Genomic DNA, 18,918 nt, shown 5'->3' on the forward strand with positions numbered 1-18,918 from the left:
GGAGCAAGTGGCGATGACGACGAGCATGGAAGGTGCCGACCAGCAGAGCGAAAAGCTCTTCCGCTATCTGAAAAAGGTTGCTGTCGAGCTCGATGAGGCACGCGCACGGCTGCGGGATTACGAACAGCGGGCCACCGAACCGGTGGCGGTGGTGGGGATCGGGTGTCGCTTTCCGGGCGGGGTCGATTCAGCGGAGAAGTTGTGGGAGGTGGTCGCCGAGGGTCGGGATCTGGTCTCGGAGTTTCCGACGGATCGCGGCTGGGATGTGGAGGGGTTGTTCGATCCGGATCCCGATGCCGAGGGCAAGACCTATACGCGCTGGGGCGCGTTCTTAGACGATGCCGCGGGTTTTGACGCCGGGTTTTTCGGGATCGCCCCCGGCGAGGTGTTGGCGATGGATCCCCAGCAGCGATTGATGCTGGAGGTTTCGTGGGAGGCGTTGGAGCACGCGGGAATTGACCCGCTGTCGTTGCGGGGGTCGGCGACCGGGGTGTTCACCGGGATCTTCGCGCCGAGTTATGGCAGCAAGGAAACCGGGGGGCTGCAAGGGTACGGGTTGACCGGCACGGCGGTCAGCGTGGCCTCGGGTCGGGTTTCCTACGTGTTGGGGCTGGAAGGCCCGGCGGTGTCGGTGGACACCGCATGCTCCTCGTCGTTGGTGGCCATCCACTGGGCGATGGCGTCGTTGCGCTCGGGAGAGTGCGACTTGGCATTGGCCGGCGGGGTGACGGTGATGGGGCTGCCGTCGATCTTCGTCGGATTCAGTCGGCAGCGGGGGCTGGCGGCCGACGGTCGCTGCAAGGCGTTCGCCGCGGCGGCCGACGGGACGGGCTGGGGTGAGGGCGCCGGCGTGGTGGTCCTCGAGCGGCTCTCGGATGCGCTGCGGTTGGGGCACTCGGTGCTGGCGGTGGTGCGCGGTAGCGCCATCAATCAGGACGGCGCGTCCAATGGCTTGACCGCGCCCAACGGGCTGGCCCAGCAGCGGGTCATTCGGGCGGCGTTGGGCAGCGCCGGGTTGACCACGGCAGACGTGGACGTGGTGGAGGCCCACGGGACGGCCACCACGTTGGGTGACCCCATCGAAGCGAATGCGTTGTTGGCCACGTACGGGCGAGGCCGTCCTGCGGAGCGGCCGTTGTGGGTGGGTTCGATCAAGTCGAACATGGGTCATACCCAGGCCGCGGCGGGGGTGGCCGGGGTTATCAAGATGGTGCAGGCGATGCGGCGTGGCCTGATGCCGGCGACGCTGCACGTGGATGCGCCTTCGCCGCGGGTGGATTGGGAAAGCGGCGCGGTGTCGGTGTTGACCGAGGCCCGGGACTGGCCGGTTGACGGGCGTCCGCGCCGGGCCGGAGTGTCCTCGTTCGGGATCAGCGGCACCAACGCCCACGTGATCCTGGAGCAGGCTCCCGCGCCGGCCCCGGTCGCGACGGACCAAACCACCGGGGGCGGACAGCGGGTGTCGGTGGTGCCGTGGGTGGTGTCGGCGAGATCGGCTGAGGCGTTGACGGCCCAGGCGAGCCGGTTGGCCGCCCATGTGCAGGCCGACCCGGGATTGGATCCGCTCGACGTGGGGTGCACGCTTGCCGGCCGGTCGGTGTTCGAGCATCGAGCCGTGGTGGTCGGCGCCGACCGGCAGGCGTTGATCGCGGGGTTGACCAGCGTGGCCGATGGTGACCCGGGCGCCGGCGTCACGGTGGGTCAAGCGGGTCCGGTGGGCAAGACGGTGGTGGTGTTTCCCGGGCAGGGCTCCCAGCGCCTCGGGATGGGCCGCGAGTTGTACGAGCGGCTGCCAATATTCGCCGAAGCATTCGACGAAGTGGCCGATGAGTTGGATCAGCATCTGAGATTGCCGCTGCGCGAAGTTGTCTGGGGTAGCGATGCGGCGTTGCTGGATACCACCGAGTTTGCTCAGCCGGCGCTGTTCGCGGTCGAGGTGGCCTTGTTCGCGGTGTTGCGGCGCTGGGGTGTGCAGCCCGATTTCGTGATGGGCCACTCGGTGGGGGAGCTGTCGGCGGCGTACGTGGCCGGGGTGTTGACGCTGGCGGACGCGGCAACGTTGGTTGTGGCGCGGGGGCGGTTGATGCAGGCGCTGCCGGCGGGTGGGGCGATGGTGGCGGTGGCCGCTTCCGAAGACGAGGTGATGCCGTTGCTGGGCGAGGGGGTGGGTATCGCCGCGATCAATGCGCCCGGATCGGTGACCATCTCCGGCGCCGCGGCCGCCGTGAGCACGATTGCGGATCGCTTTATCGAGCAGGGCCGGCGGGTGCACCGGTTGGCGGTGTCGCATGCTTTTCATTCGCCGCTGATGGAGCCGATGCTCGACGAGTTCACGCGGATTGCGGCCCGGTTCGAGCCGCGGACGCCGCAAATCGGCCTGGTGTCGAACGTGACGGGCGAATTGGCCAGCGCCACAGGTGATTTCGGGTCAGCGCCGTATTGGGTCGACCATGTCCGGCGGCCGGTGCGTTTTGCCGACAGCGCGCGCCATGTACAGCAGCTCGGCACGACGCACTTCATCGAGGTAGGTCCCGGCAGTGGTTTGACGAGCTCCGTCGAGCAGTCGTTGGCCCCGGCTGAGGCGGTCGTGGTGTCGATGCTCGGCAAAGACCGTCCCGAATTAGCCGCTGCGCTGGGTGCGGCCGGCCAGTTGTTCAGCACTGGTGTGCCGGTGGATTGGCCGGCGGTGTTCGCCGGCTCGGGTGGGCGGCGGGTCGACTTGCCCACGTATGCCTTTCAGCGGCGGCGGTTTTGGGAGACGCCGGGCGGGGACGGGCCCGCCGACGCGGTCGGTCTGGGTCTGGGCCCGACCGAACACGCATTGCTGGGTGCGGTGGTCGAGCGGCCCGACTCCGACGGAGTGGTATTGACGGGCCGGTTGTCGTTGGCCGATCAACCGTGGCTGGCCGATCATGTCGTCGGCGGGGTGGTGCTCTTCCCCGGGGCGGGTTTTGTGGAGTTGGTCATCCGCGCCGCCGACGAGGTCGGCTGTGCGGTCATCGACGAGCTGATCCTGGCCGCGCCGCTGGTGATGCACCCTGGCGCCGGGGTCAAGGTGCAGGTGGTGGTCGGCGCCGCCGACGATGCGGGAACCCGGGCGGTGTCGGTGTATTCCCGTGGTGACCACTGCGACGGCGAATGGTTGCTGCATGCCATGGGCACCCTCGGGGAGAGCCCCGCGCAGGCCTCGGCGGACTTGTCGGTGTGGCCGCCGGAGGGTGCCGAGATTGTCGATATTTCCGACGGGTACGAACGGTTGGCCGCCCGCGGTTATGCCTACGGCAAGGCATTCCAGGGGCTGGTGGCGGTCTGGCGGCGCGAGTCGGAGCTGTTCGCCGAGGTGGTTGCTCCCGCGCAGCACGGGGTGGCGGTCGAGGGGATGGGGATGCACCCGGCCGTGCTGGACGCGGTGCTGCATGCCCTGGGACTGGCTATCGAGACCACCGAGACGATGCTGCCGTTCTGCTGGCGCGGGGTGTCGCTGCACGCCGGCGGCGCCGGGCGGGTACGGGCCCGTCTCGCCTCGGCAGGTGCCGATGCGATTTCGGTCGAGATCGCCGATGCCGAGGGGCTGCCGGTGCTGACGGTCGGCGCCCTGGTGACCCGGGCGACGACGGCCGAGCAGTTACGGGCCGCGGTGAACGCGGCCGGCCGCGGGCCGGACCAGGGACCGCTGGAAGTGGTCTGGTCACCAATGCCGTTGAACCACAATAGCATTGAAGACTCTGACCAACCCGCGATGCTGTCGGTGCTGTCTTGGGAGGACTATTGCGCCGCTGATGCGGATATGCCGGCGAGCGCCAACGGCAATGGCTCCGGGGCCGGCGATGCCGCCGTGGTGGTGTGGGAGTGCGGTTCTGCCGACGCGGATGCGGTGCGCTCGACATATGCGGCCACCCACGCCGCCTTGCAGGTGGTGCAGTCCTGGCTGGGAACCGACCGGGCCGGCACCTTGGTGGTGCTGACCCGCGGCGCCGTGGGACTGCCCGGTGAGGATGTCAGCGATCTGGCTGCCGCAGCGGTGTGGGGTCTGGTTCGTTCGGCACAGGCCGAACAACCCGGCCGGATCGTGTTGGTCGACACCGACGCACCGGTGGATCAGGGAGTGGATGCTGTGGCGCTGGCCGCCGTCGGCGAACCCCAACTGGTGGTGCGCGGCGGCGTGGTGCACAACGCCCGGCTGGCCCCGGCGCCGCCGCTGCTCGCGCTGCCCGCCGAAGAGGCGTGGCGGTTGGCCGCCGGTGGCGGCGGGACCCTGGAGGATTTGGTGATCCAGCCCTACCCGGAGGCCCGGGCACCGCTGCAGGCGGGGCAGGTGCGGGTGGCCGTGGCGGCTGTCGGGGTCAATTTCCGCGATGTGGTGGCCGCGTTGGGGATGTATCCGGGCCAGGCGCCACCGCTGGGTGCCGAAGGCGCCGGAGTGGTGATCGAGACCGGTCCCGAGGTAAACGGTGTGGCCGTCGGCGACGCGGTGATGGGCTTCCTGGGTGGTGCCGGCCCGCTGGCGGTGGTGGACCAGCAACTGGTTGTCCGGGCACCCCGCGGCTGGTCGTTCGCGGAGGCCGCGGCTGTGCCGGTGGTGTTCTTGACGGCTTTGTTCGGGTTGTCGGACCTGGCCGAGATCAAGGGGGGCGAATCGGTGCTCATCCACGCCGGCACCGGCGGCGTGGGCATGGCGGCGGTGCAGCTGGCTCGCCACTGGGGAGTGGAAGTCTTCGTCACCGCCAGCCGCGGCAAATGGGACACGTTGCGCGCCATGGGGTTCGACGACGACCATATCGGCGATTCCCGCACCTGTGAGTTCGAGGAAAAGTTCTTGGCGGTCACCGAAGGCCGCGGGGTCGACGTGGTGCTCGACTCGCTGGCCGGCGAGTTCGTGGACGCTTCGCTGCGTTTGCTGGTCCGCGGCGGGCGGTTCCTCGAGATGGGCAAGACCGATATCCGCGATCCGCAGAAGATCGCCGCCAACTATCCGGGCGTGCGGTATCGGGCGTTTGACCTGTCGGAGGCCGGTCCGGTGCGCATGCAGGCGATGCTTCGTGAGGTGAAGGAGCTGTTCGACACCCAGGTGCTGCATCGGCTGCCGGTCACCACCTGGGATGTGCGCTGCGCGCCGGCGGCATTCCGGTTCATGAGCCAGGCCCGCCACATCGGCAAGGTGGTGTTGACCATGCCCTCGGCGTTGGCCGACGGGCTCGCCGACGGCACCGTGCTGATCACCGGTGCCACCGGGATGGTCGGTGCGGTACTGGCCCGCCACCTGGTCAGCGCCTACGGGGTGCGTCATGTGGTGCTGGCCAGTCGGCGCGGCGATCGCGCCGCGGGCGCGGCCGAGCTGGCCGCCGAGTTGGCGGACGCGGGTGCCCGGGTGCAGGTGGTGGCCTGCGACGTGGCCGATCGGAACGCGGTCGCAGGCTTGTTCACGCAGCTTGCGGCGGAGTGGCCGCCGGTGCGCGGGGTGATTCACGCCGCCGGGGTGGTCGACGACGCGGTGATCAGCTCGCTGACACCGGACCGGATCGACACGGTATTGCGGGCCAAGGTGGACGCGGCCTGGAACCTGCACGAGGCCACCCGGGGTCTGGATATGTCGACGTTTGTGCTGTGCTCCTCGATCGCGGCAACAGTGGGCTCTCCGGGGCAGGGCAACTACTCGGCGGCGAACGCGTTCCTGGACGGATTGGCCGCTCACCGGCAGGCCGCGGGCCTGGCGGGAACATCGCTGGCGTGGGGGTTGTGGGAGCAAACCAGCGCCATCACCGCCCATTTGAGTGAGCGTGATCTGGCCCGGATGAGCCGTAGCGGGCTGGTCGCCATGAGCCCGGAGCAGGCGCTGGAGTTGTTTGACGCCGCGCTGACGATCGATCACCCCGTCATGGTCGCGACCCGCCTGGACCGGGCCGCACTCAACGCCCGGGCCCAGGCCGGCGGATTGCCGGCATTGTTCAGCGGGCTCGCCCGCCGCCCCCGGCGACGCCAAATCGACGACACCGCAGATGCCACCCAATCGAAGTCGGCGCTCGCCCAACGCCTCCACGGGCTGGCCCCCGACGAGCAACAGGGCCTGCTGGTAAAGATCGTGCGGGCGCAGGCCGCGGCGGTGCTGGGTCGTCCCGCTCCCGAGGACATCGACCCCGACAGCGGGTTCCAAGACCTGGGCTTCGACTCGCTGACCGCCGTCGAGCTACGCAACCGTCTGAAGAACGCCACCGGGCTGACCCTGCCGCCCACCGTGATCTTGGACCACCCCACCCCGACCGCTGTCGCCGACTACATCGCCCGGCAAATCCGTCCCGAGTCCAATGGTGACCAGTCACCGCATGCCGAACGCGACGAAGAGGACGAAGAGAAGGTGTCGGTCCATGCGTAGCACGGTCCGGCCGGCACCGGCAGGGTCGCGGCATCGGCCCGTCAGCACCCGGGTGCCGATGGCCCGTCGTGCCGTTCGGACGCCGGGTTGGCGACTGCCGCCCGGGCGGTACCGCGCCGGGCTAGTGTGGACGCACCGAACCTATAGTCGGCTGGGTTGATAAGCCGACACACGGCGGATCACGGGGGCCGGAGAGGGCCGGGACAGGGCGCCAAACCGGTGAACGTCGTCGCTGCCTTGCTGCGCTGTGGTGGCTTGACTGGTCTGTGTGTTGGGTCGGTGCCGCACGCGTCGCGAGCGGTTCGGCGAAGCATCATCGAGAGGATGAGCAATGAACGATCGGAAACCGCCGGCGACTTTCGCCCTGGTGGTGGCGGTGGCCGCCGGGCTGATGCTGTGGCTACCCGGCTGCGCCGCTGACAAACCCGAATCCGAGGCGCACAGTTCGGTCACCACGACGAGCGACCCCGCACTGGTGGCCGAGGTCAAGCAGTCGCTCGAGGTGACAAAGGCCTTGACGAGCGTGCACCTGGCGATTCGAACGTCCGGGAAAGTCGACAGTTTGCTCGGTATCACCAGCGCCGACGTCGACGTCCGGGCCAATCCGCTCGCCGCGAAAGGCGTGTGCACCTACCAGGGCCAGCCGGACGTCCCGTTTCGCACCAAGGACGACAACATCTCGGTGAAGCTGTTCGATGACTGGACCAACCTGGGCTCCGTCTCCGAGTTGGCAGCCTCACGGGTGGTTGATCCCAGCAACGGGGTGGCGAAGGTGCTCTCGGGTATCACCAATCTGCAGTCGCAAGGCTCGGAGGTGATCGACGGAATTCCCACCACCAAGATCAGCGGTACCGTCCCGACGGACACCGTCAAGATGTTGGATCCTGCAGCCAGGCAGCCAAGGCCGGCGACCGTGTGGATCGCCTCGGACGGTTCGCACCGCCTCGTGCGGGCAAACATCGACATCGGGTCCGGGGCGGTCGAGCTGACCCTGTCGAAATGGAACGAACCCCTCAACGTCGACTAGTAAGTCGACTAGCAACGCTGGGGGCCAACATGTTTCAGCTGTCCGTTGCGGGCTCGACGGCCGGCGGCTGCTCGGTCGGTCGCGGAGTGCGGTTCCTGCGGATCACGGCCGGGATGCACACGCGTACCGCCGCGGTCAGCACGCCCAGCCCGATCAGCACAACGGTACCGAGCTGGGTGAGAGCGCCGGGGGAAGCTGCCGACACCAACAGCAGGCCGCCGGCGAAAACGGCACCAAGGCCGGTGAGCGGGGCCACGGCGCTCGGGAGCGTCACGGTCCCCGCAGGCTCGGTGGCGAGAAGAGTGGCGACGAGACGCGGGACGCCGACTGCGGCGAGGATGGCGAACGACACCAGCGGAACCGCGGCCTGCAGCTCGCGATCCAGTAGGTGTTGCCACAGCACCACCGAAATCCCCAGCGCGGCAAGGTAGGACGCCGCCACCACCAGGCCGGCCGCCAGTCCGGTGACCGCGCCGCGCCACAGGCCGATCAGGGCTGCCACCGCGAGCATCGTCACGGCCAGCAGCACGGCGTCATGGGTGAGGGCACCGCGGACGGCTGCGGCTACTTGCGCGGCCCCGGCGACCGTGATCTGACTGTCGACGAGGCTTCCGTACTTCATCGCCGCCCCCGCGGCTAGTTGGAGCGACGGCACACGGGCCGCCGCACCGAGGTCCAGACCGTTCCCCTCGGAATAGACGAACAGCCGGGTCGCCGTGCCGTCTGGCGAGAACATCGATTGCCGCACGTGCTGATACGACGGATCCGCCAGTTCCTTGCGGGTGAGGTGGAAGCCGCCCTCGCCGGTATCGGCGAAATCGACGCTGATGTTCTTCAGGAACGCCGACACCTGCACGAGTTGCGGCAGGATTTCTTGGATACTCGATTCGAGCTTTGGGACGAAGGAGCGCAGCTGGCCCAGCGTCGACCGCATTTCCGACACCACGTGCGGTGTCGAGGCGAAGGCGCCCATCGTTTGGCTCGACACCGCGGCCATGCGATCGGCGCCGTTGGTCAGCGCGGTCACGTCGGCGACCACCCTGTCAAGGGGTCCCACGACCTGGCGCGCGACCGAGCACAGTTGCTCGTCGGGACAATACGCGCCGCCGGTGATCAAGTCCCGGAACGGGTTCAGGTATTGCGAAACTTCCGCAGCTCTGCCCCGGAGGTTCTGCGTGACAGAGAGGACGCGGTTGATGTTCTGCTGTATCTGATTCGCCCCGGCGAGACCGATTCTCACACTGTTGTCCAGCTCGTCGACTGCGGCGCTGACCTGATCGATCGTGGCTCCCAGGGACTTGATGGCGTTCAGCTGCGGCATGAACGACCCGGCCCCCCGGTTCAGCTGGTCGGAGAGTTTGCCCGCGGCGGAGGTGAGCGAGGCGTCGGCCCACGGGACACCGGCCGGCCATGCGGCCGACTCCACCTTGCGCACCCCGGGAATCTCCATCAGCCGGTGGCTGAGCTGATCGATGGCGATGAGCCCTGCCGGCTGGCGAAGGTCCGCAGCGGAGTTGACCACCACCACGTCGGGCAGGAGATTTCCGGGCAGCAGTCGGGCGGCGCTGGTCCCGGGCGGGTTAGCCCGGGATTCGCCGATACCGCACCGCATGCCGATGACGGGTAGCGCGCAGATCGCCAGCACCACGGCAGCCACGGCAACGGGATTGGCGAAGCCTGGTTTTGGCAACCGGCCTGCCCAGCCGACACCGCCGGTCCGCGGCACCGACAGCCCCCGAGGCCCGGCGAAGCCGAGCAAGATAGGCAGAAGTGTCAACGAAACCGCAAGTGCCACCACGACGTCCGGCGCCGCGGTCCCGACGCTGCGCAGCGCCGGCGTCTGGGCAAGCAGCAGCGGGCCGGTCACCAGTGCGACACACGCTCCGGGCAGGGCCAGCCCGGGCAGCAGGTCGCGGTATGCGCGCCGGTCCGTCACCGCAACACTGCCGTCGGGACTGAGCCGGGCAGCCAGCAGGGTGGCTGCGGTCATTGTGGCGATCGTCAAGACGAAGGCCAGGGTCCCGGAAAACACCGTCAGCGCCGAGCTGCTTCGCGGCACCATCGCGGCGAGCGGCCACCCCACTGTCAGCGAGAGTCCGGTGGCCAGCAGCACCATCGCGACCGAACGCGGGGAGGCTCGCAAGCGCAGCAGGAGCAGCACGGCGAGCACCGCCGCGGCGGCCGCGATCGCCGCGCCCTGCCACGCCTGCATGCGCAGCGGGATGTGGTTGATGGTCTTCGGGCCCACCATGCGGGCGCGAAGCCCCGGACTCGGCGGTAGCTTGCGCACCACCGCTCGGGCGGCATCGAGCGATTCGTGCGCTTTGTCGCTACCGACCTCGCCCACCAGCCATACCATCGCGACCCCGGAGCGGCCGTCGGGGCTGGTTCCCAGCGGCGCGGTAAGGGGGTCCGACCACCAGTCGAGGACCGATCCGACGTGGGCGGTGTCGGCGCGCAGTGCGCTCACCGCGGCGTCGTAGTAATGCTGGTCGGCCGGCCCGAGCTGGTCGCGGCCGTCCACCACCAGGTAGGCGATGGCGTTGGTGCCGCTGCCCGGGAACCACTGCGCGATCCGGCTGGTGGCTGCCGCTACCTTGGCGTCCGGGGGCAGCAGCGCCGAGGCGGTATCGCCGGGTTCCGCGTGCGTCAGCGCAAGAACCACATTCGCGATCGCCGCTGCCGCAATCCAGGCGGCGACGACAAGTAGAGCGGCGAGCCGAGATCGCCTATGGCTCTCGTCGCCTGGCACCCTCGCGATCGTACTGACGCCGGTGCCCGCGCACGACGTTTTCACACGGATGTACCAATTCTGGGGATGACGGCCGGCCTGGTTAAACGTCTAAGCGAGCGAATTGATCGTGGCGGTATTGCTCGACGCATGCTGCTCGTCTGATCTTGCCGCTGGTGGTTATCGGGATCGAGCCCGGCGCAACCACGACCAGGTCCGCGACGCTAAGACCGTGCGAAGCCGATAAAGCCGAGGTGACTTCACGCTTAATGGCGCCCAGCCGCTCCAGCGCATCCGGGTCCGAGTCACCGCGCTTCTTGAGTTCGATGATGGCGACCAGCTTTTCCGTGCTGCGGTCACTGGGAACCGATATTGCCGCGCAGCGACCCCGGGTGATCTCTTGGATCGTCGCCTCGATGTCGTCTGGGGAGTGGTTACGCCCGTAAACGATCAGCAGGTCTTTGATCCGGCCGATGATGAACAATTCGCCGTCGGTGATAAACCCCGAGTCGCCGGTTCTCAGCCAGGGACCTTCGGGTGTGCCTTCCGAAGGGCTGACGATATTCGCGCCGAAAGTGCGCTCATTCTCTTCGGGTTTCTGCCAATAGCCCATAGCGACGTTGTCGCCGTGCACCCAGATCTCACCGACCAGTCCGTCCCGGCACTCGGTACGAGTCTCCGGATCGACAATCCGTACGATCGGTGATTGCGGCACAACATAACTGACCAACTTTGTACCGTCTCCGCCGCTGCACGGCTTCGCTTCGCCGTCGGCCAATCTTTCCGACTCGAAATCCACGAATTTCGGTGGAAGGCTAGTCCTGCTGGTGGCCACATAGACCGTTGCTTCCGCTAGGCCATACGAGGGACGGATCACGTGCTCTTGCAGATTGCAGCGCGCAAAGCGGTCGGCGAAGCGCTTGATCGTCGTTGGGTGGACCCGCTCGCTGCCACTGAGGATGGCAAGCACATTACCGAGGTCATGCCCTGCCATATCATCGTCTGACACCTTCTTTGCTGCCAGCTCGAAGGCGAAGTTCGGTGCCGCCGAAACCGGGTGAGAACTGCTGGCCAGCATGTGTATCCAGCGCGCCGGACGCTGCAAGAACGCCACCGGACTGGTGAGCACCGCCTGATATCCCCCCAGAATCGGAGCGCACACTCCCAGCACCAAACCCATGTCGTGATAGAACGGCAGCCACGAGACCAGCGTCGCATCCGGGGGCGCAATTCCGTCGGTGTCGGCAAAAAAGCCGGCCATCAGCTGTTCGAAATTGGCCCGAAGGTTCTGATGGGACATCACCACTCCCGCCGGGGTGCGGGTGGACCCGGAAGTGTATTGCAAATAAGCGGTCGACGGGTGGTCCTCGTTCCGGGCTGCGGATCCATTCGCAGCGTCCAGGTCCAGCAAATCGACTTCGATGATTGCGGGCGCGGATTGGCCGAGCTGGGCGGTAACATGTTGGGTCACGTCGTCGACGACGGGAGTCGTTGTCAAAATGGCCACCGGCGACGCGTCCCGTATTACCGCATCGACGCGTTCGTCGGTGGCGCCGCCCTGTGGAACAGCTAGCGGAATCGCAATTACTCCGGCCTGCAAAGCACCGAGAAAAGCGGTGATGTAATCGAGTCCCTGGGGGGCCAATATCACCGCCCGATCCCCGGTCGACGTGCAACGGCTCAGCTCCTGCGCAACATTCAGCGTTCGCCGATACAACTGCGACCATGTCAGGGTTTCTGCGGCGCCGGCCCAGTCTTTTTCGTAATCGATGAACGTAAAAGCCGGATCGTTGGGCTGTAGACGGGCGCACGCGCGTAGCGCAGCAGGCAGGGAACGCACACTCATGAGCTATCACGTTACCGTCCTGCCGCCATGAAGGCTGTGCGACGGCATTCGCGCGGTATGACCACCGTCACAACCGCCACCTCAGCGGCACGGCGCCGGTGAAGCAGGTGCAGCCAGGCGATGTCACGCTCGTCGCACGGTGCGGACCTGCCGGGCTCTGCATTGTGGCCGCCGGGGAACGCATCGCAGCGGTTGTCATTTCGTCATTTCGACGTTGTGGACGCCAGGTGGCTGCCGAGACGAAACCAGGCTGGATCGTGACCACCCTCGTCAGAACCCATTGGACGGCGGTCAGCGATTCCGTTTGCGCTGCTCAGCCACCTAGCCGCGGCCGAAATCCAGGGAATTCGCGTCATTGGTACTCCGGATCCTCTACAGCCGTCTAAGCTTGTCTCTCCGAGACCTGCCTTGGTGTCGAGATCCGGGCTAGGGACTGGCAGAGCGGCGCTGCGGCCAACTCGGTGCCTGTTTGAAAAATTCGGGGATGTCGTCGGGTAACTCCCGTTGAGCTGAGCTGAGACGAGGTTAGAGAGCGAATGGAAACACGTGTCACTCCCATTGCGGTCATCGGCATGGGATGTCGGCTTCCGGGGGGAATCGACTCGCCCGAGAAACTGTGGGAGTCGTTGCTGCGTGGTGACGACTTGGTCACCGAGATTCCGCCAGACCGGTGGGAGGCCGACGACTATTACGACCCGGAACCCGGAGTCCCTGGTCGGACGGTGTCGCGGTGGGGTGCGTTCCTCGACGACGTCGCCGGGTTCGATGCCGAGTTCTTCGGGATCAGCGAGCGGGAGGCGATCTCGATCGATCCGCAGCACCGGCTGTTGCTGGAAACCTCCTGGGAGGCGATCGAGCATGCCGGTCTGGACCCGGCGTCGTTGGCCGGATCATCGACAGCGGTATTCACGGGGCTGACCCATGAGGACTACCTGGTAGTCACCCATGGGGCCAGCGGCTTGGCGAGCCCCTACGTGGTTACCGGACTGAACAACAGCGTGGCATCCGGGCGGATCGCCTACGCACTGGGCCTGCATGGACCGGCATTGACTTTTGACACCGCGTGTTCGTCGGGTCTGATGGCGGTGCACTTGGCCTGTCGCAGTCTGCACGCCGGCGAAAGCGACCTCGCGTTGGCGGGTGGCTGCGCGGTGCTTCTGGAGCCGCATGCAAGCGTTGCGGCATCCGGTCAGGGCATGCTCTCGCCGACCGGCCGCTGCCACTCCTTCGACGCCGATGCGGACGGGTTTGTGCGCTCCGAGGGGTGCGCGATGGTGTTGCTCAAGCGACTGCCGGATGCGCTGCGCGACGGCAACCGGATTCTCGCCGTGGTGCGCGGCACCGCCACCAATCAGGACGGTCGCACGGAGACGCTCACGATGCCGTCGGAGGACGCCCAGGTGGCCGTGTACCGTGCGGCGTTGGCGGCGGCGGGCGTGGCGGCTGAAACGGTCGGCGCGGTGGAGGCGCACGGCACCGGCACACCAATCGGTGACCCGATCGAATACCGGGGCCTGGTGCGGGTGTACGGCACCGGCACCCGTTGTGCGCTCGGATCGGCCAAGAGCAACATGGGCCACAGCACTGCCGCGGCGGGGGCGGTCGGGCTGATCAAGGCCATTCTGTCCATGCAGCACGGGGTGCTGCCGCCGCTGCTGCACTTCAACCGGCTTCCCGATGACCTTGCCGGGATCGAGACGGGACTCTTTGTGCCGCAGGCGGTTACGCCGTGGCCCGATGGCGACGAGCACGCGCCGAAGCGGGTCGCGGTGTCCTCGTTCGGGATGTCGGGAACGAACGTGCACGCCATCTTGGAACAGGCACCAGCACAGGCGCCCGCACAAGCCCCAGCACAAGCTCCGGCAGCAGTCTCCGCGCCGGCGCCCGAGGCGGCGGGGCCGCTGCTGTTCCCCATCTCGTCCAGCTCCACCGAAGGGCTGCGACAGACCGCACGCCGGCTTGCCGAATGGGTGGAAGACCACCAGGACTCCGTCGTGCCGGCGGATGTGGCTTACACGTTGGCGCGGCGGCGCGCGCACCGGCCGGTGCGCACCGCGGTGGTGGCCAGCGGTCTGCCCGAGCTGGTTCAGGGTTTGCGGGAGGTGGCCGATGGCGAGATCCCGTATGAGGCCGCGGTGGGGCAGGGCGACCGCGGACCGGTGTGGGTATTTTCCGGTCAGGGTTCGCAGTGGGCGGCGATGGGCGTTGACCTGCTGGCGAGCGAACCGGTTTTCGCCGCAACCATCGCAGCGCTCGAGCCGGTCATTGCCGAAGAATCGGGTTTTTCGGTCACCGAGGCCATGACGGCGCCGGAGACGGTGACCGGCATCGATAAGGTGCAGCCGACCATCTTTGCGATGCAGACCGCGTTGGCCGCCACGATGGAGCAGTCCTACGGGGTCCGCCCGGGCGCGGTGGTCGGACACTCGCTGGGCGAAGCGGCCGCGGCCGTGGTCGCTGGAGCGCTGTCGCTGGAAGACGGGGCACGTGTCATCTGCCGCCGCTCGAAGTTGATGTGCCGCATTTCCGGGGCCGGCGCGATGGCGTCGGTGGAACTGCCTGCCAAACAAGTGAATTCGGAGCTGATGGCACGCGGGATCGACGATGTCGCGGTCTCGGTGGTGGCCTCACCGCAGTCGACGGTGATCGGCGGCGACACCGAAACGGTGCGCGATCTGGTCGCACGGTGGGAGCAGCGTGACGTGATGGCGCGCGAGGTTGCCGTCGATGTGGCATCGCACTCACCTCAAGTCGACCCGATCCTTGACGACTTGGCCGCGGCATTGGCCGATCTCAAACCAATGACACCCAAGGTTCCGTACTACTCGGCGACGTTGTTCGACCCGCGCGAGCGGCCAGTGTGCGATGGCCGGTACTGGGTGGACAATCTGCGGAACACGGTCCAATTCGCCGCCGCGGTGCAGGCTGCGCTTGAGGACGGCTACCGGGTCTTCGCCGAGCTGTCACCTCACCCGTTGCTGATCCGTGCCGTCGACCAGACCGCCCGTAGCCTCGACATGTCGGCGGCTGCTTTGGCGGGCATGCGGCGTGAGCAGCCGCTGCCCCTCGGGCTGCGCGGATTGCTGACTGATCTGCACAGCGCGGGTGCCGCCGTGGACTTTTCGGTGTTGTATCCCACGGGCCAGCTGGTCGATACGCCGTTGCCGGCGTGGACCCACCCGCACTTGTTCATCGAAGGCGAAGGGCAAGAACAGCGGGCACAAGGCGCCTGCACCATTACCGTGCATCCGCTGCTGGGCTCGCATGTGCGGCTGACCGAACAGCCGGAGCGCCATGTGTGGCAGGCCGACATCGGTACCGCGACGTTGTCCTGGCTCAGCGACCACCAGGTGCATAACGTCGCCGCGCTGCCCGGCGCCGCCTACTGTGAGATGGCGTTGGCCGCGGCGGGGGAGGTTTTCGGCGAGGCGTCGGAGGTCCGCGACATCGCCTTTGAGCAAATGCTTTTGCTCGACGAGCAGACCCCGATCGACGCAATCGCGTCGGTGGATGCGCCAGGTGTCGTCAACTTCGCGGTGGCGTCCAATCAGGACGGTGAGAGTACGCGGCACGCCACCGCGACGCTGCATGCCGTCGAGGACGATTCGCTGCCGCCGGTGTACGACATGACCGCCCTGTTGGCGGCGCACCCGTCCAGTGTGAACGGGGCCGAGATGCGAGAATCGTTCGCCAAGCGTGGCGTTCAGTTAGGTTCCGCGTTCAGCGGTCTGGCCACCGCGCACACTGCGGAGGCCGGAGCCGGCACCGTGTTGGCGGAGGTCGGGTTGCCCGCTTCGATCCGCTTTCAGCAGGGCGCCTACCGCGTCCATCCCGCACTGCTGGATGCCTGTTTCCAGTCGGTCGGTGCTGGCGTGGATGCCGCCGGCAGCGGTGGTCTGCTGTTGCCCCTGGGTGTGCGCAGCCTGCGTATCTATGGACCAACCCGCAATGCCCGCTATTGCTACACACGGCTGACCAAGGCCGGGGTGACTGGGGGCGAGGCTGACCTCGACGTGTTGGACGAGCACGGGACCGTGCTGCTGGCCGTGCGGGGCCTGCACATGGGAACCGGCACGTCGGAAAGCGCCGAGCGAAACCGCGTGCTCAGCGAGCGGCTGCTGACCCTGGCGTGGCAGCAGCGAAACCTTCCCGAGGCCACCCAAGCCGAGGCGGGATCATGGCTGCTGATCGACACCTCCGATGGCGTCGACATGTTGACTTCCACGTTGACGGACGCACTGAAAACCCACGGCCCCCAAGGCACCGAATGCACCACCCTGCATTTGCCGAGGGAGGCCGAGGCGGCAACCACGCTCGAAAAGCTTGGCAGTCAGTTGCGTGCTCGCGCGAACGACGGTGTAGTGATCCTCTGTGGGCCACGCGGCCGCGAGCCGGACGAGGACAGCCTGCTGGAGGGCCGTGAGCAGGTGCGTCATCTGGTTCGGATCATCCGGGAGCTGGCGGAATTGGAGGGTGAGCTTCCTCGCCTGTTCGTCGTGACCAGGCAAGCCCAGATAGTTCGGTCGGACGACGAGGCGAACCTGGAGCAGGCCGGGCTGCGTGGCTTGCTGCGGGTGATCGGCAGCGAACACCCGCTGTTGCGCACCACCCACATTGATGTGGACGAGCACACGGAAGTCGAAAAGGTGGCTCAGCAACTGCTGGGAGGCTCCGATGAGGACGAGACCGCCTGGCGCGATGGTGAGTGGTATGTGGCGCGCCTGTGCCCCAGCCCGCTGAGCCATGACGAGCGGCAAACCACCATCGTCGACCACGAACGCGACGGTGTGCGGCTGCAAGTCCGCACGCCCGGCGACCTGCAAACACTGGAACTCGCCGCCTGTGATCGCGTTCCGCCCGGGCCCGGGCAGATCGAGGTGGCTGTCACCCACTCCAGCATCAACTTCGCCGACGTTCTTATCGCGTTCGGAAAATTCCCCATCATCGACGACCGCGAGCCGCAGTTGGGCATGGATTTCGTAGGTGTGGTGACGGCAGTCGGGGAAGGGGTGGTCGACCACCAGGTCGGTGACCGTGTCGGCGGCTTTTCCGAAGGCGGCTGCTGGCGCAACTTCCTCACGTGCAACGCCAACCTCGCCGTCACGCTTCCGCCCGGGCTGGCCGATGAGCAGGCGATCGCGGCTGCCACCGCAAACGCCACCGCTTGGTACGGGCTGCACGACCTGGCCGGGATCAAGGCCGGTGACAAAGTGCTGATCCACTCCGCAACTGGTGGTGTGGGGCAGGCGGCCATTTCCATTGCGCGTGCTGCCGGAGCGGAGATCTTCGCGACCGCCGGCAATCCGCGCAAGCGCGCCATGCTGCACGACATGGGCATCGAGCACGTCTACGACTCCCGCAGCGTCGAGTTCGCCGATCAAATCCGGCGCGACACCGACGGGTACGGGGTGGATATCGTGCTGAACTCGCTGACCGGCGCGGCCCAGCGTGCGGGGCTGGAGCTGCTTGCATTCGGTGGGCGGTTCGTCGAAATCGGCAAAGCCGACGTGTACGGCAACACCCGGCTGGGGCTGTACCCGTTCCGTCGCGGGCTGACGTTCTACTACCTGGACCTGGCGCTGATGTCCGTGCTGCAGCCCGACCGTGTCCGCGAGTTGCTCACCACGGTGTTCAAACTGACCGCGGACGGTGTGCTGACCGCACCAGAGTGCACGCACTACCCGTTGGCCGACGCGGCCAACGCCATCCGGGCGATGAGCAATGCCGAGCACACCGGCAAGCTGCTGCTCGACATGCCGCGCGGCGGGCGCAGCAGTGCCGTAGTGTCTCCGGAGCAGGTCCCGGTGTTCCGCCGCGACGGCGCCTACATCATCACCGGTGGCTTAGGGGGCCTCGGCCTGTTCTTCGCCTCGAAACTGGCTGCGGCGGGCTGCGGCCGGATCGTGCTGACCGCTCGCTCCCAGCCAAACCCCAAGGCGCGGCAGGCCATCGAGAGTCTCCGCGCGGCCGGTGCCGACATCGTGGTGGAGTGCGGCAATATCGCCGAACCTGAGACCGGTGACCGCCTGGTGAGCGTGGCAACCGCCACCGGGCTTCCGGTACGCGGCGTGCTGCATTCGGCGGCGGTGGTCGAGGACGCCACGCTGACCAACATCACCGATGAGCTGATCGACCGCGACTGGTCCCCCAAGGTTTTCGGATCTTGGAACCTGCACCGCGCCATGAGCGGACAGCCGCTGGACTGGTTCTGCTTGTTCTCCTCGGGTGCGGCCCTATTGGGGTCGCCCGGGCAGGGTGCCTACGCCGCGGCCAACAGTTGGGTCGACGCCTTCGCTCACTGGCGCCGTGCTCAAGGACTGCCGGTCTGCGCGATCGCGTGGGGTGCGTGGGCAGAGGTCGGTCGCGCCACGTTCCTGGCCGAGGGCGGCGAAGTCATGATCACCCCGGATGAAGGTGCGTACGCCTTCGAAACACTGCTGCGCTATGACCGCACATACACCGGGTACATCCCCATCATCGGGGCGCCCTGGCTACCCGACCTCGTCCGGCGCAGCCCGTGGGGTGAAATGTTCCAATCCGCTGGTCAAGGTTCAAGGGGTCCAAGCAAATTCCGCACCGAGCTGATGTCGCTGCCACAAGATGAATGGCCCGCCCGACTGCGGCGTCTGATCGTCGAGCAGGCCAGCGTGATCCTGCGTCGCACAGTCGACGCCGACCGCCCATTCCTCGAATACGGCCTGGACTCGCTCGGCATGCTCGAAATGCGTACTCACATTGAAGCCGAGGCCGGGATCCGCCTGTCTCCCAAGGTCATCGCGACGCACAACACCGCGCGCGCCTTGGCCCAGCATCTGTCGGACACGCTGGCCCAGGAAGAAGCGGCGACGCCGGCGGCATAACGGCCGGAGCTTGGTTGGCCCGGGGGCGACTCGGTTGTCGTCCCCGGCGCCTCCTACCGGGCCGCCAAAGTTGTTGGCGGACAA

General features: G+C 67.3%; 5 protein-coding genes. 3 read left to right on the plus strand and 2 right to left on the minus strand.

Translation table 11 applies throughout. The features are described 5' to 3' along the window. Window positions 1-13: 13 nt before the first annotated feature. Complete coding sequence (locus EET03_RS07925) at window positions 14-6,370, plus strand: type I polyketide synthase (protein WP_099194358.1); 6,357 nt, start codon at window positions 14-16, stop codon at window positions 6,368-6,370. A gap of 331 nt (window positions 6,371-6,701) precedes the next feature. Further along, complete coding sequence (locus EET03_RS07930; protein ID WP_063472560.1) at window positions 6,702-7,397, plus strand: LppX_LprAFG lipoprotein; 696 nt, start codon at window positions 6,702-6,704, stop codon at window positions 7,395-7,397. A gap of 34 nt (window positions 7,398-7,431) precedes the next feature. On the opposite strand, the gene EET03_RS07935 is transcribed toward EET03_RS07930, so the two are convergent. Both EET03_RS07935 and fadD28 read right to left on the minus strand, forming a co-directional pair. Further along, a complete protein-coding gene (locus EET03_RS07935) occupies window positions 7,432-10,149 on the minus strand; it encodes an MMPL family transporter (RefSeq protein ID WP_075541932.1) in 2,718 nt (905 codons plus the stop codon). Between the two features lie 82 nt (window positions 10,150-10,231). Next, window positions 10,232-11,974 (minus strand): fatty-acid--AMP ligase FAAL28/FadD28, encoded by a 1,743-nt coding sequence (fadD28, locus tag EET03_RS07940; protein WP_075541918.1) that lies wholly within the window; start codon window positions 11,972-11,974, stop codon window positions 10,232-10,234. A 536-nt stretch (window positions 11,975-12,510) separates the two neighbouring features. On the opposite strand from fadD28, the gene pks2 reads away from it, so the two are divergent. Next, window positions 12,511-18,834 carry a sulfolipid-1 biosynthesis phthioceranic/hydroxyphthioceranic acid synthase gene (gene pks2 / locus EET03_RS07945; RefSeq protein ID WP_075541919.1) on the plus strand — a complete coding sequence of 2,108 codons (6,324 nt, stop codon included), beginning with the start codon at window positions 12,511-12,513 and terminating at the stop codon, window positions 18,832-18,834. Window positions 18,835-18,918: the final 84 nt, after the last annotated feature.

The organism is Mycobacterium innocens, assembly GCF_900566055.1.
Lineage (GTDB): Bacteria > Actinomycetota > Actinomycetes > Mycobacteriales > Mycobacteriaceae > Mycobacterium > Mycobacterium innocens.